Below are 14982 nucleotides of genomic sequence, written 5' to 3' on the forward strand. Positions count from 1 at the left end.
CGGCGAAAAAACGCCGCTGGAAAGAATTGCCAGCGGTGGCTCGCTATCTGACGGCTAGAACTAACCCCAAGTCTAGCGTCCGGACAGCCAAGTCTCAAGCAGAACTGCAAGTCTAGAGTGTGTTGGCTGAGTGGGAATCAGCGAAATGACGACTTGCTGCGTCCGCCGAGAATATCAGAAAATATCTGAGATTGCGTGTCAGAAACCGGATCGACTTGAGTTTAGCCTCTCGGAGCAAAAAAATGACACAATTTCCCGAAACCAGAGCCACTTTACTGGCCAACGTTAAATCGGCGGAAAACCGCGAGGCATGGGGAGAATTCGTCGTAATCTACCGTCCCGTAATCTACCGGATGGCTCGAAGGCGAGGGATGCAAGACGCAGACGCACAGGATGTTGCTCAAGACGTTTTGGTTCGCATTGCCGGGGCGATCGCCGACTACGAGCAAAAGGAAGGCATTCGTTTTCGACATTGGCTCAGGCGGATTGCTCGCAACGCGATCCTGTCAGCCATCACGCGATCTCCCCAGGATGCCGCCAAGGGCGGAACCGCTGCGGCAGACTTACTCGTCGAGCAAACGGACGCGGCCCCAGGTTTGGATGTGGATCTCGAAAAAGAACACCGCCGCGAATTGTACTTACGAGCCGCTGGTTTGGTGCGAACGGATGTGAACGCCGAAACATGGCAAGCCTTTGAGATGACCGTGGTGCAAGGTCAGTCCTGCGAGGACGTGGCAAACCACTTGGGAAAATCTGTGGGAACTGTTTACGCCGCCCGGAGCCGCATCATCAAGCGGCTTCGCGATCGGATTCAACGAATGGAGGAATCAATGCTATGAACGACGCCACGAGAAATATCCATTGCGATCTCGCACGAGCCGACGCGTTTCTCGAGTCGAACGACTATCGTCTCGAAGACCCCGAGTTCGTCGCGCACCTGGATACATGCGAAAGTTGTCGTGCCTACCTCGATGCGAACGCGGCGGAACTCGAGACCTGGAACGAAGCAGGCGAGCTGCTTCGGCCGGGCGAATTCGATGCGGCCGGCACCAAGTCGTTCTCGGCGGCCGCCATGCTGATCGGCGGAATCGATCAGCAGCCAGTAGCAATTCAGAGCGTGCTCGATCAGCTCGCGCCGACAGACGATCCCCATCGTCTCGGTCGGCTTGGAAACTACGAAATCTCCGGCGTTATCGGTGTGGGCGGGATGGGCGTGGTGCTCAAAGCCCACGATCCATCGCTGGAGCGAGTCGTCGCCGTGAAAGTCATGGCCCCGGGACTCGCCAACAACGAACAAGCTAAACAGCGCTTTGCTCGCGAGGCGAAAGCTGCTGCCGCCGTACTTCATCCAAATGTCGTTCCGATCTACAGCGTGTCGAGCGATGATGACATCCCGCACCTCGTCATGGCGTACGTCCGAGGTGGTTCGTTGCAAACGCGATTGGATAAGGACGGTCCACCTCCGCTTGTTGAAGTGCTGCGAATTGGCTCTCAAATTGCCGCAGGGCTCGCTGCGGCCCATGAACAAGGCCTCGTTCATCGCGACATCAAACCAGAGAACATATTGTTGGAGGACGGTGTTGAACGCGTCACGATCACGGACTTCGGTCTGGCTCGAGCCGTTGACGACAATACGTTGACCCAGCTCGGCTCGATCGCCGGAACTCCGCAATACATGTCGCCCGAGCAGGCTCGCGGCGACCAGATCGATCAGCGGACCGATCTCTTTAGCCTTGGCAGTGTGCTTTACGCATTGTGCACGGGGCGGCCGCCGTTTCAGGATCAAACGTCGTACGGCGTAATGCGGAGGATCATCGACGAGGAGCCGATACCGATTCGCCAACTCAATCCGGAAGTTCCCGTGTGGTTGGCATCCCTCGTCGAGAGACTGATGGCGAAAGAGCAAAGCGATCGGTTCGCATCCTCGAAACAAGTGCACGAGTTGCTGGAAGGATGTCTCCGTCACTTGCAACACCCTTCGGTCAACCCTATTCCGCTTGGTCTCCAAAAAAGCAGGTGGACTCTACTCAAGGAAAACAAGATGAAAGTAATAATCGGCGCCGGTGTGCTAGCAATGGGAATCTTTGGCGTCCTTTTCGTACAGCAGGCGACCCGACCGTATTCTCCAACGAACTTCGGGGCATTCTTCAATCTTCACAACGATCGCATTGCAGAGCTGCCGGTGGCGGAAGAACCAACACTCACGAGTGGTCGCGTTACCATAGGGGATCGACAACGAATTCTTGGGAGTTGGCAGGTGGTAGATGTTCCGTTGCACTGGAACGTTAAGGGCGAGAGTGAACACGAGGGATGGTGGTATACGTTTCAGGAGGACCAATTCACGGCGAGTGGAATGCAAGGCGGAACAGTTCCCTCAAGCGGCGAGTGGAAGATCGATGAGAAGTCTAGCCCGCGAAGAATTTCCTTAGACGTTGACGGCCAGGAAACAAAGGCACTCTACACGATACAGAATGAATACTTGTCCATCTTTTTCCGTCGAGGCGCCGGCGACTATCCCGCATCATTCCCGACGCCCGTCAGCTTCACCGAGTCCGGAACGCTGTTAGTACTGCAGCGAACCGAATATCCCACAGTCGATTTCCCCTACAGCGACCCGACGCCGGGCGAAGCTCGCCTTCTGTCGTCATACAAGAACAACCTGACCTTACCGCAACTGACAAGCCTCAATTCCGAAACGGCGACGATGTTCTCGCAGCACCGCGGCATTCTCTCGCTGCCGTCAGTTCGTGAACTTACGCCTGAAGCGGCCCGTGCCCTAGCGGTGAGGGACGGGGTCAGTCTACACCTGCGGGGGCTCAAATCGATGACTTCCGAGGTGGCAAAGGAACTCGCGAAGGCCCGGTGCGGCCTGACGCTTGGACTCGAAACGATAACTCCTGAAGTGGCTGCGTCCTTGGCGCCGCTGTCAACTTCTCTCGATCTGAACCACCTGCATTCCATCTCTCCGGAAGTCGCACGATTGCTCACCTCCAATAACCGATGGCTCAAGCTCAACGGGTTAAGGACTCTCGATGCGGATGTCGCCGAGGCGCTGGCGGGGCACCCGGGTTGGCTGTCGCTAAATGGTATCGAGTCGATCACTCCCGAGGCTGCAGAGGCGCTGGGACAATTTCGCGGGACGGATCTCGCTCTCAATCGATTGCAGACACTGGACATCGAGGTCGCGGAACACTTGGCCCAAGCACAGCCCACCAACTCACTTAGCTTCAACAGCGTGAAGACGCTCAGCCCCGAAGTGGCGGCGGCGCTTGTTGCCGGCAATCATCGCCACCTCAGCCTACAGGGGCTCGAGACTTTGCCCGACGAGTCGCTTAAGATTCTCCGTCGCCATGAACGACGAAAGATCGAAGCTAATACCGGCGGCATGTTGTTGCCAGCCAAGTTCGATCTACAGAATACCTACGCGAGCCTACTCCTTTCTCGCGACAAGCAACTCGCGCCGAATCCCAACGTGGCTTGGCCTTACAAGCTTGAGGAGATAGACGGCAACGCAACGCTGGTTACAGATAAGTTGACCGTCGTGTTTGAAGGGGAGGAATACAGCAACCGGAGCTCAGGCTCGCTTACCATCAGCGGGTCGTCTGGACCTTTGCGCGTTAGATCGGGCGAGCTCGACCATCAGTACTCCAACGGCGCCTGTACGGTGAAGTTTCGCACTCACGTTCTCAAAATACTTGATGGCGGAAATCTGCTCTCCATTCAAGACAACGAAGTCGACCTCTCCCAGACGCAACAGGTTGTCACCGTCAAGAAGGGCGGAGGCATTATTGCGAAAGACAGGTGACGCCAACAAGCGAGTGCTGGTTGACGCTGCACCGCACGCCGCGAAGACGGTCAGCCCGTTACGGACTGTCGGTCGACGAAATGAACATAGAGCCGCAATGAAGTATTTGATCGTACTAACGTTGACCACCTGGTCCTGTGGATATGGTAGTCAAAAAGGGGGCCACTCGGTGGCCTTGGTTCACGGGCTAGTTTTGGTTAGCTAGTTTTGGTTGGCTTTTTTGGCAGGGGTTTGGTCGAGAAGCGAAAGTGCGCTTGCCCCAAGAAAAACCAGTGCGGATGAGAGGACTCGAACCTCCACGACCTTGCGGCCACTAGAACCTGAATCTAGCGCGTCTGCCAATTTCGCCACATCCGCATGTTCTGGCCTGAGGTTAGCCATCTGGAGAGTTCTTCGCAAGACGGTATTTACGGACAAAGTTAGGTTCGGCCGAGCCACGGAAAAATCGAACAAAAATGGTCTTGCTTTAGTCAGCAATCCTACACGACACTCCCGCCGATGAACGCCCTCCTTCGACACCGCACCGCCCATGTCTGGACACTCGCCCTGTGCCTCGGGGTGTTGGTGACGGGGGGGTGTGGGCGTTTGCTGTATCGATTTTCAGCCGCGGAACCGACGATTCTCGCCCCCAATCCAGCGCTGTTGCCCCCCGCGGACCCCGATTTCGTCTGGTCCCAAGTCATTGACACTGTGGACGATTATTTTCGGATTGCTCGTGAGCAACCGTTGCAGGCATCAGCGGGAGTGGTTTTGGAAGGCCGGCTCGATACGGCTTATCGCCCCGGAGCCTCGCTATTTGAGCCGTTTCGCAAAGACAGCACCAAGGGTTTCGAGCGATTGCAAAGCACGTTTCAGTCGATTCGCCGCCGAGCGACCGTGATCGTGCGGCCTCAACCGGGTGGCTATTCGTTGATGGTTCAAGTCGACAAAGAAATTGAGGATGTCGATCGCGCTCAATTCGCCAGCGAATCCTCGCCTTCCTTTCGCCACGATGGGTCGGTGGTCCGCAACGAAGAGATGTTGCCCGATCAGCCAGTCACGTTGGGCTGGATTTCCTTGGGCCGCGACGCGTCGCTGGAGCAGCGGATTCTGCAAGAAATTGTGGCACGCGTGACGCAGCCCGATACTCCCGGCTTGCTGAAGCATTAATTCGCCGGTAGAGTCGCTGGGGCGCAAAAGGCGGGGCCACTTTGGGGCTCAGACCGGGCTCCGAGTGCGGTTTTTACCGCGTTTTGCCGACTTGGCTGAGCTTTGGCCTCCGATTTGCTGTGTTTTTAAGGCTGCCTTCTGAATTAATCCGGACGAGACCTGGACGGTGGCCTTTTGTATATGCGATATATGGGTCTGGGCGGTCATCTGTGGTACGCTAACGACAACTCTGCCGAATGAGCACGCTCCAGGAAGAGCGGTCGCTGTGCGGATGGCATGGTCCGGTTTCTCCAACATCACAAGTCGGGAATGTATATCCAGCTAGTAAGTGTGCATGGTTTGGTTCGCGGTGACAGCGTCGAAATGGGACGTGACGCCGACACAGGTGGACAAGTTCGTTATGTGCTCGAGTTAGCACGCACGCTAAGTCGTTTTCCCGAGGTTTCTCAGGTCGATTTGTTGACCAGGCAGATTCGCGACAAGCGAGTCTCCGATGATTACGCTCAAACTGTCGAATCGTTGGGAGACAAATGTCGCATCGTGCGGATTGGTTGTGGTGGCCCGCGTTATATTCGCAAAGAGCGATTGTGGCCCCACTTGGATGAATTCGTTGATGGGGTGGTGGCTTTTACGAGCAAAGAGGGGCGGACCCCAACGCTGGTCCATGGACATTACGCCGATGGTGGTTACGTGGCGCGTCAATTAGCCGAAAACTTTTCTGTCCCCTTTGTCTTCACCGGACACTCGCTGGGAAAACCAAAACTGGAATACTTGATGAGCGAGGGTTGGACCCACGCCAAGGCAAACGATGTGCTCAGTATTGACCATCGCATTCAGGAGGAACAGCATTGTTTGAACGCGGCTCATTTGGTGATCGCCAGCACTCAGCACGAACGTGATACCCAGTACGGCGAATATGCCAAACCGGCCGATCTGACAATTCAGGTGATACCACCTGGTACCGATTTGGAACGTTTTTTTCCTTACTACAATTATGAGTTGCCGGGCGAAAACATCGGCGAGCCTTTTCGCCAAGCGCGGATTCGCATGGGTGATGCGCTCAGCCGATTTTTTGAGCAGCCCGACAAGCCGTTAATCCTCTCCGTCTGTCGGCCTGATCGCAGGAAAAATATTCAAGCGTTGATTCAGGCATATGGGCAGAGCAGCGAATTGCAAGCGATCGCCAATTTGGCGGTTTTTGCTGGGATTCGATCTGATATCGAGACGATGCCCGACAACGAGCAACAAGTGTTGACTGACATTCTCTTGATGATGGATCGTTACGATTTATATGGTCGCTTGGCGATTCCCAAGCGTCACGACAGCGAATACGACGTGCCCGAGTTGTACCGCTTGGCCGCTTCCTCGCGGGGTGTGTTCGTCAATAGCGCATTCATTGAGCTATTTGGATTGACAGCCATCGAAGCGGCCGCCACGGGATTGCCTTTCGTGGCCACGGAGAAAGGTGGGCCGGCCGACATCGCCAGAAACACCCAAGCCGGCCTCACAGTCGACGTGACTGATCAAGACGCTTTGACCAAAGCCATTCTGGAAATACTTTCTAACTCCCAACGCTGGGACGCGATGAGCGACATGGGGGTCAACAAAGTTCGCGAGCATTACAGTTGGGATGCGCACTGTAATAAGTACATGCGGTCTTTGCAGAAATTCATCACCACCAAACCGGCGAACGACTCGTCCCTGGCACCGCGGCGGCGTCTAGAAAGTCTCGATTGTCTGTTGATTACGGACATCGATGGCACGCTGCTTGGAGATGATAAGGCGCTCGAAGAATTAAAAACCATCCTCGAACAAAATCGCGAACGGATCGGTTTGGGAGTCGCCAGCGGACGCTCTCCGGAATTGGTCGAGGAGGCTTTGCAGGGAGTGGGGATCAATGAGTTTGACCTTACGATTGCCGCCGTCGGTTCGGAGATTTATTACGGCAAGCAATTCATGCCAGATCGTGGCTGGATTTCCCGCTTGCAAAAGAACTGGAAACCTGAATCGCTGCAGCGGGCGTTGGAGAGTCTTAGCTGGCTGAAAATGCAAGAAGAAGCTCACGCCCAGCGGATGTTTAAAATCAGTTATCGCATTCACGAGGAACTCCCTGAGGCAGAAGTCGAAAGCCAAATTCGCGCGCTGCTCGATGCCACCAAAGCGCCTTACACGCTGGTGATCTCGCATTCCAACTTGGTTGACATTCTTCCCAAGCCGGCCAGCAAAGGGCAGGCAATTCGCTATTTGGCGGATAAATGGAATTGGCCGCATGGTCGGATTGTCACCGCTGGAGACTCGGGCAATGACCGTGATATGCTCAGCGGCATTGGTTGCGGGATCGTGGTCGGTAACCACACGCCCGAACTGGCCAATCTAAGTAAGCGTAGGCGTGCCGGTAAAGTGTTTTATGCCGAAAATGATCATGCCCGGGGCATCATCGAGGGATTGCAGCACTACGGCATCCTTGACGCCAAGTCGGCAAATTCCGAAATTGCCATTTCTTAGCCTCAGCTGCGCATGCTGCGCGGTAGCATTGTAGGTATAAGTTCCATTTTACGCAATTCGCTCGGCGCACCGCTGACACCCTCGGAACGGCTCATGGACCGCGACGCTTTAAAAAGACTAAACGATACATTCTTTACTTGCGATCGCCAGTCGATCTTGGAGATCTTTGACGAGTTCCTGTCGGCACTGGAGGCAGAATCGTACTTGCCGCCGGGAATTTTGATGAGCCGCAATTATGAGACGGCCCAAGCGAACCCTGAAATCCATACGTTGCCGGGGAATCTCAAAGATGCGCGGGACGCTATCTTTCCTTACTTTTGGGGTACGGATGGGTGGCAATCGCATCTGCATTTGGAAAACGTCAAAGGCCCAGCCAATTATGCTTCCTTGGTCGGTGCGCTGGCTTGTTTGCTGAAAAACCCCAATTTGTGTGTCGACACCTATTGCTTGCGGAGTAATGAGTTAGAAGTCAAAGCGATTACCTCGTTGGCGAATTTGATCTTTTATCACACGGACTCTCCATGGGGTATTTTCACCATGGGTGGGACGATCTCGAACTTGTATGGAGGCAAGTTGGGGATTGAGAAAGTGGCCCCCGGGGCAATGCAAGCCGGTCTGGCGGGGGAACCGATCTCGGGCCTGGTCTCCGCAGCCGGACATTATTCCAACGCCACGTTGGCCGGTTGGTTGGGAATTGGGACGGATAATTTGCACTCGGTCCCCACCGACGAGAATTTTTCCATGCGGCAGGACTTGCTCGCCGAAAAATTGGACGAGTTGTACGCGGCTGGACGGAAAGTGGCTTTTGTGATCGCCACCTTCGGCAGCACCGATGCGTATGGAATCGACTGCATCGCCTCGATCCGCAAGATTATTGAAGAGAAGGCGGCTGCGCACGGGGCGGTGGTTCCGCAACTGCACGTGGATGCCGCGGTGGGCTGGGTCAGTTGTTTCCTGACCGAATACGACAGCGAAAAGAATTTGCTCAAACTGGAAGACGCGACGCTGGAGTCGATCCATCGGGTGCAGCAGTTAGCAAAAGGGTTTCAGGCGGCCGATTCCGTCACGATCGATTTCCACAAGATGGGTTGGGGGCATTATCCGGCCAGCGCTTTCATTGTGAATCGCCGTGAACAACTCAGTCGCCTGCTGCGCCGCAAAGAGGAGATGCCATATTTCTGCGAAGCCGATTATCGGCATGATCCCGCGTTATTCACCTTAGAGTGTTCGCGTCCCGGTTTGGGGCCCTATTCGGTAATGGCTTCACTCAACGGGATTGGATTACAGGGGTATCAATTACTGATCGCCAACGCGATGGAGATGGCGGAAAAGTTAAAGCGGGCAATCTCCGAACTGGATTACTGTCAGGTGCTGAACGAACACACCCCGGGGCCTTCGGTATTGTGGTGGGTACTTCCGCAGGGGCGAAATGCTAAAGATGTCTACCAACGGATGATCCGTGGCGAATTGAGTCCTGGCGAAGTCGAACGGTACTTGTTTGAGGTGCATCGCATGTATGAGAAACGTGAGGCCTCAATCAAACCAGCCGTTGACGCGCGTCTCAGCTTTACGCAATCGACCGGCTTTAAACCACACGGCATTTCGATTCCCGCTTGGAAGGCTGTGTTCTTTAATCCCAAATCGAATGAAGATGTGATCGCGAAAGTCGTGGAAAGTATCGAACGGATTGCTTAGCGGTTGAAGGACTTGAGCCATTCGGCCCGCTTGGCGGTGAGTCGTTGTCGCACGTCGTGATGCTCGTCGGCCAAGTTGCGTTGCTCACCCGGATCACGTCTAAGATCGACAAGAAAATACTCGACTGGCAATCTTCCGTCATTTGTCCGTTGCGACTGGGGTAACGTGGTGTCTTGAGGGTTGCCAATCAGTTTCCAGTCGCCATCTCGAACCGCCCATTGAGCGCGTTTACCACTGCCAAACTGCCAATAAAATTGTTCCCTTGGTGCCGCCGCATTTTCCGCCAGCGTGGCTGATAATGAGACGCCATCAAGCATGACAGCGGGGAGGGGAACTTGACAGATTTCGGCCAGCGTGGGGAACCAGTCACAAGCCGTGGCAAACTGCTCGCGGACTTGACCGGCTGGCCATTGCCGAGGGTACCTGGCGACCGCCGGTACGCGGATGCCGCCCTCGAACAGCGAAAACTTTGCGCCGCGATAAGGTCCCGCGTTCCCACCGCCACCAAAGGCTCTGGTTTCGGTGCTGTGCCCGTGATCGGGTTGGTAGATCACGATCGTGTCGTCGGTTAGCCCACGTTCATCCAGTAAGGCCAGTACTTCGCCAATCCGCTCGTCCATCGTGGAGAGAAATGCGCAATACTCACGTCGCGGGGAGGGCAGATCTTGGTAATGCTCAAGCCACGCGGTCGTGCCTTGGTAAGGATAATGGGGCGCGTTAAAAGCCCAATACAAGAGCCAAGGTTGGTCTTGTTTGTCTGTTGCGGTCCCATCGTCTGTGGTGGCCTGAGGCCCTCTCAGGTTTTGCGGGCTGTCGGGGGATGACGTGTCGTCAATAAATTGTTGGCAGGCGGAGACCATTAAATCAGGAAAGAATTGTCCAGGGCGGAAGATTTCCTGGTCATTCCGCCAGAGGTCGTGGCGGTTGGGGCCGTTCCAATAAAAGAAGTGTGAGTAGTTGTCGATGCAGCCTTGCAGGTGACCAAACCACTGATCAAATCCTTGGCCGGAGGGAATCTGTTCGGGGGTTGTTCCCAAATGCCATTTACCGACGTGCCCCGTGCGATAGCCAGCACCAGCAAAGGCTTCGGCGATCGTCAGCTCAGCGGTTTCGAGGGGGCCGTTGCCAGGTTGACCAGCACGAGCGGGAAAGCGGCCGGTTAGCAGGCCGACGCGACTGGCCGAGCAGACGGGAGCCGGCGCGTACATCTGCGTGAAGCGGAGTCCTTGTGCGGCAAGTCGATCCAAGTGCGGAGTCTGCAGGTCTTGCACCCCGAAACACCCCAAGTCAATGCTGCCCTGGTCGTCGCCGTAGATGATCAGCACGTTGGGGCGTTTGGCAGCAGCCGACTGCCAGCCATACAGATTCAAGGTGGCACAGACCAGCATGCCCAGCAGCACGCGGCGGAGTATGGATTCGAAGTTGTTCACGTGTTGGCCGCCCAAATTATAGGTTCTGCGCAGATCCCAAACGGGATTGATCGCTGGGAAGTCTTCGGTCATTGCCCAGCGGGTGTCGTGAGATCAATTGGAACGGAAGCGAAATGATGACGTCAAGCAGACGGTTCCCCCAGCACCCGACAATCGCATTCCGGCGTGATTCTTTTGCCACTCGAGATGTCGTTTCTGTTAAAATATTTGTCGGCTAGCATGGCCCCCCGCCGGAACAGCTCGAAGTTCCATAGGTTCATTGTATTTACCGTCTCTTCTGATTTCACTGTCAACACGGATTAGCCAAGTGTTCCGCCTCCTTCCCTTAATCGCTTGCTCGTTCACCGCTTGCTCGTTCATCGTGAGCTCGTTGCTGAGCCCTATTTTGGTGACGGCCGCCGAGCAACAGCCGATTAGCTATAACCGTGACATCCGTCCGTTGCTGTCTGATAAATGCTTTCACTGCCACGGCCCCGACGAAGGGGACAGGCAGGCCGAACTGCGGCTTGATCAAGCCGCTGGCGAGCAAGGCGCCTATCGCGACATGTACGGAGTCGTGGCCGTGAAACCTGGGGTGCTCGCCGAGAGCGAAGTCTGGTTGCGGATTACATCGGAGGATCCCGATGTCGTCATGCCTCCAGCCGATTCCCACAAACGGCCTTTCACGAAAGCAGAGCGGGAGTTGATTCGCCAGTGGATCGAGCAGGGTGCCAAGTACGAAGCTTTTTGGGCGTTCGTACCACCGACGCTGCCGACTCCTCCCGACGTCGACGCTGATGGTGATGCGGCATCAGCGATTGACCGATTCGTGATCCAGCGTCTCCAGGAAGCAGGACTTGTTCCCAAGCCGCGGACCGATCGTCGTTCACTCATTCGTCGGCTGTCCTTCGATTTGACGGGGTTGCCACCGACGTGTGAGCAAATTGAAGCTTTTATCAGCGATACGTCCCCCGATGCGTACGAGCGGCTCGTGGATCGTCTGCTGAACAGTCCGCACTATGGCGAGCACATGGCCAAATATTGGTTGGACTTGGTGCGTTTTGCGGATACCAACGGCATTCATCACGACCATTTTCGCGATCTCTCCCCCTATCGCGATTGGGTGATTCGGAGTTTCAACGAAAATCTTTCTTATGATGATTTTGTCCGCTATCAGATTGCCGGAGACTTATATCCAAATCCACAGCAAGATCAATTGATCGCCTCGGGGTTTAATCGCCTGCATTTAATCATTGACGTCGGCACGATGCTGCCCGAGGAGAGTTTTACTCGCAATGTGATTGATCGTGTTTCTTCGGTGGGCACCGCTTTCCTGGGGCTGACGATGCAATGCGCAGTATGTCATGACCATAAATATGACCCGATCACGGCCAAAGATTTTTTCTCGATGGCTGGTTATTTTAATAACATTGATGCCACACCAGAAACCGGCGGACGGCGGGGAACCGATTTCACTCGCGGCTTACAGCCTCCCTACATCAATTTGCCTTCGCCCCAGCAGGCTGAGCAATTGGAACAGTTGTCGGCGATTGTCGAGCGGCTGCGTGACGAAGTTGCTGAACTGGAGGGTAAAGTCAAGGAAAACAAATCTGAGGCGGTGGGAGATGATGCCGCAAAGGCAAAGCAATCGGAACTGGCGAACAACGAAGCGGCACTCGCCAACGCACGCAAGAAGCTGCAGGCCGCCCAGCGGGAGCATGACGATTTGCTGGTTACCATACCGGCTGCGATGATCATGAAAGAACGTGAGGAGATTCGTCCCTCGCATGTTCTGATTCGCGGCGCGTATGACAATCCAGGAGCACAGGTCGAACGCGCCACGCCTGGTTTTTTGCCCGCGATAGAATCGAAACATGAAGTCAGCACGCGAATGGACTTGGCTAATTGGCTAGTCGATCCCCAGCATCCACTGACCTCCCGCGTCGCGGTGAATCGCTTTTGGCAGCAGTTGTTCGGTGTCGGCATTGTTCGCACTTCTGAAGATTTCGGTGCCCAGGGGGAATGGCCTTCGCATCCCGAGTTGCTCGACTATTTGGCTGTCCGCTTCGTCGAGTCGGGCTGGGATGTGAAAGGACTGATGAAGGAGATGGTGATGAGCCAAGCGTACCAACAGTCCGCAGTCGCCTCGCCGGAGAGTTACCGTCGTGATCCCGACAACCGCCTGCTTTCGCGTGGCTCGCGGTATCGAATGGATGCGGAGATGATCCGTGATCAAATCTTGTTCGCCAGCGGTTTGCTAAATCCCAAACAATTCGGCAAGAGCGTCAAGCCTCCACAGCCTGAGGGTTTATGGAAAGCGGTTAGTTTGCCCAGTTCATATCCCCGTGAATATAACCCCGACAAGGGCGAGCAGATCTATCGACGTAGTGTTTATACTTTTTGGAAACGCGCCATGCCGCCGCCGCAGATGACCATTTTCAACGCGCCCAGTCGCGAAGAGTGTATCGCGCGTCGCGAGCGGACTAATACGCCGCTGCAAGCTTTGTTGTTGCTGAATGAACAGGAATATATCAAAGCCGCTCGGCATCTCGCAAACAACACTTTGGCGAATGAGCCGGACGACAACCGGCGGTTGCGGATCGTTTATGAGACGATTACCTCGCAGCTACCCGATGAGCAGACCGAAGCGTCATTGTTGGCACTGGTTGGCGACTTGGAGAAGATGTATGCCGATTCGACTGACTTGGCAACGCAATTGTGCGGTGACGTGCCTTTGCCCGGCGATTGTTCGGTGGAACAATTGGCTGCTTGGACCGTCGTGACCAACGCCATTTTTAACTTGGATGTTACAAAAAATCGCCAATAAAGTTAGCCGTTTTGGCGCTCGCCACGGTTCCTTGATACCTGATCATTTTTCCGCAATAAAATTAGCGTTTCGATTGAACAAAGAATCCCTATGAGCACTCAACCAGAAACCAATTGGCAACTCGCACGTCGCCAGTTTCTAAAAAACAGCGGTGTTGGACTCGGCGCCACGGTGCTTGGGTCGATGCTGGCGAATCGCGGTCTGGCAATGGCCGATGGCGGCTATCGATTGCCGAACGCTCCGCGGGTCAAACGGGTCATTTTTTTGTTTATGGCGGGGGCACCCAGCCAAATCGAATTGTTTGACTATAAACCAGAATTGGAAAAGCAGTTTCGCAAACCGCTGCCAGCCAGCATTAGCCAGGGCCAGCGAGTCACGGCGATGACCCGCGGTCAGGAACAGCTGGTCGTTCCATCCAAGTTTAAATTTAAACAAGCGGGTGAAAATGGAATTTGGATGAGTGAATTGTTGCCGTACCTCTCCGGTGTCGCGGACGATCTTTGCATCATCAACTCTTTGAATACCAATGCCATCAATCATGATCCCGGCAAAACGTTCTTGTGCACCGGGTCGGAGATTCCAGGGCGACCCAGCATGGGTGCTTGGCTGAGTTATGGCCTGGGGTCGATGAATGAGGATTTGCCCAATTTTATCGTACTCAGTTCGGCTTATTGGACGGGTGGAACGCGGAATGTGCAGGGACTTTACGGTCGCCTGTGGGGCAGCGGACCACTGCCGTCCAAGCACCAGGGAGTAAAGTTTCAGACCGCGGGCGATCCCGTGCTGTTTTTGTCCAACCCCAATGGAATTGATGCCAGCATTCGGCGCAGGATGTTGGACGCGGTCGGCGAAGTCAACCAGCGACACTTTGATGCGATCGGTGATCCCGAGATTGAGACCACGATTGCCCAGCAAGAGATGGCGTTTCGGATGCAAGCCTCGGTCCCCGATCTGACCGATGTCTCCGGTGAAACTGCCAACGTGCTTGATCTCTACGGTCCCGAGGTGCACAAGACCGGGTCCTTTGCTCGCAATTGTCTGCTCGCTCGCCGGATGGTTGAGCGTGGCGTGCGATTTATTCAGTTGTTTCATCGAGGTTGGGATCACCACACTATTCTCCCCAAACAACTGCCGGGACAATGTTTCGACGTGGATCAACCGAGCGCCGGGTTGATCCAAGACCTCAAGCAGCGTGGGTTATTGGATGAAACCCTGATTGTGTTCGCGGGAGAGTTTGGACGGACCGTTTATTGCCAAGGCAAGTTGGAACGTGATGACTATGGTCGCGACCATCACCCGCGATGTTTTTCTGGATGGCTTGCCGGAGGTGGTGTGCGAGGGGGAACGACTTATGGTACGACCGACGAGTTCAGCTACAACGTGGTGGAAAATTCGGTCGCGGTGCGTGATCTGCATGCCACCATGCTGCATCAGTTGGGGATTGATCACGAGCGGCTGAGCTTCCCCTTCCAAGGCCTCGACCAGAAGCTTACCGGTGTAGAGCCGGCTCGCGTGGTGCATGACATTTTGAGTTAGCATCATTCTATTCGGCACGCGGCAAACTAAACTCGGAAAATCAAGCCAGGGCGACG

Annotated in this window: 8 protein-coding genes and 1 tRNA gene; 7 read left to right on the plus strand and 2 right to left on the minus strand. The window is 55.1% G+C overall.

Annotated elements, in window-relative coordinates:
• The first annotated feature begins 242 nt into the window (after positions 1-242).
• Together SH139x_RS24665 and SH139x_RS24670 are read left to right on the plus strand one after the other, a co-directional pair.
• Complete coding sequence (locus SH139x_RS24665) at positions 243-839, plus strand: RNA polymerase sigma factor (protein WP_488352402.1); 597 nt, start codon at positions 243-245, stop codon at positions 837-839.
• Complete coding sequence (locus SH139x_RS24670; RefSeq protein ID WP_488352403.1) at positions 836-3805, plus strand: serine/threonine-protein kinase; 2970 nt, start codon at positions 836-838, stop codon at positions 3803-3805. Before SH139x_RS24665 ends, SH139x_RS24670 begins: the two co-directional genes overlap by 4 nt.
• A gap of 273 nt (positions 3806-4078) precedes the next feature.
• Here SH139x_RS24670 and SH139x_RS24675 read toward each other — a convergent pair.
• A tRNA-Leu gene (locus tag SH139x_RS24675) sits at positions 4079-4162 on the minus strand.
• 141 nt (positions 4163-4303) lie between these two features.
• Here SH139x_RS24675 and SH139x_RS24680 point away from each other — a divergent pair.
• The 3 genes from SH139x_RS24680 to SH139x_RS24690 all read left to right on the plus strand — a co-directional run bounded on the left by SH139x_RS24680 (position 4304) and on the right by SH139x_RS24690 (position 9154).
• Positions 4304-4954 (plus strand): hypothetical protein, encoded by a 651-nt coding sequence (locus tag SH139x_RS24680; RefSeq protein ID WP_488352404.1) that lies wholly within the window; start codon positions 4304-4306, stop codon positions 4952-4954.
• Between the two features lie 309 nt (positions 4955-5263).
• Complete coding sequence (locus SH139x_RS24685; RefSeq protein WP_488352405.1) at positions 5264-7459, plus strand: HAD-IIB family hydrolase; 2196 nt, start codon at positions 5264-5266, stop codon at positions 7457-7459.
• A gap of 93 nt (positions 7460-7552) precedes the next feature.
• Positions 7553-9154 carry a pyridoxal phosphate-dependent decarboxylase family protein gene (locus SH139x_RS24690; protein ID WP_488352406.1) on the plus strand — a complete coding sequence of 534 codons (1602 nt, stop codon included), beginning with the start codon at positions 7553-7555 and terminating at the stop codon, positions 9152-9154.
• Here the strand turns inward: SH139x_RS24690 and SH139x_RS24695 are convergent.
• Complete coding sequence (locus SH139x_RS24695; RefSeq protein ID WP_488352407.1) at positions 9151-10656, minus strand: sulfatase family protein; 1506 nt, start codon at positions 10654-10656, stop codon at positions 9151-9153. The genes SH139x_RS24690 and SH139x_RS24695 overlap by 4 nt on opposite strands.
• A 289-nt stretch (positions 10657-10945) precedes the next feature.
• On the opposite strand from SH139x_RS24695, the gene SH139x_RS24700 reads away from it, so the two are divergent.
• Positions 10946-13390, plus strand: a complete 2445-nt coding sequence (locus tag SH139x_RS24700; protein ID WP_488352408.1) for a PSD1 and planctomycete cytochrome C domain-containing protein — start codon at positions 10946-10948, stop codon at positions 13388-13390.
• A gap of 90 nt (positions 13391-13480) precedes the next feature.
• Positions 13481-14926: a DUF1501 domain-containing protein gene (locus tag SH139x_RS24705; protein ID WP_488352409.1), complete on the plus strand. Its 1446-nt coding sequence runs from the start codon at positions 13481-13483 to the stop codon at positions 14924-14926.
• The last annotated feature ends 56 nt before the right edge of the window (positions 14927-14982 follow it).

The organism is Kothea flammea, assembly GCF_052161645.1.
Taxonomy (GTDB): domain Bacteria; phylum Planctomycetota; class Planctomycetia; order Pirellulales; family Pirellulaceae; genus Laterigemmans.

Coding starts and splice junctions, on each gene's coding strand:
- SH139x_RS24690 (WP_488352406.1), top strand. CDS start 7,553: ATGGACCGCGACGCTTTAAAAAGACTAAACGATACATTCTTTACTTGC.
- SH139x_RS24685 (WP_488352405.1), top strand. CDS start 5,264: ATGTATATCCAGCTAGTAAGTGTGCATGGTTTGGTTCGCGGTGACAGC.
- SH139x_RS24665 (WP_488352402.1), top strand. CDS start 243: ATGACACAATTTCCCGAAACCAGAGCCACTTTACTGGCCAACGTTAAA.
- SH139x_RS24670 (WP_488352403.1), top strand. CDS start 836: ATGAACGACGCCACGAGAAATATCCATTGCGATCTCGCACGAGCCGAC.
- SH139x_RS24695 (WP_488352407.1), bottom strand. CDS start 10,656: ATGACCGAAGACTTCCCAGCGATCAATCCCGTTTGGGATCTGCGCAGA.
- SH139x_RS24705 (WP_488352409.1), top strand. CDS start 13,481: ATGAGCACTCAACCAGAAACCAATTGGCAACTCGCACGTCGCCAGTTT.
- SH139x_RS24680 (WP_488352404.1), top strand. CDS start 4,304: ATGAACGCCCTCCTTCGACACCGCACCGCCCATGTCTGGACACTCGCC.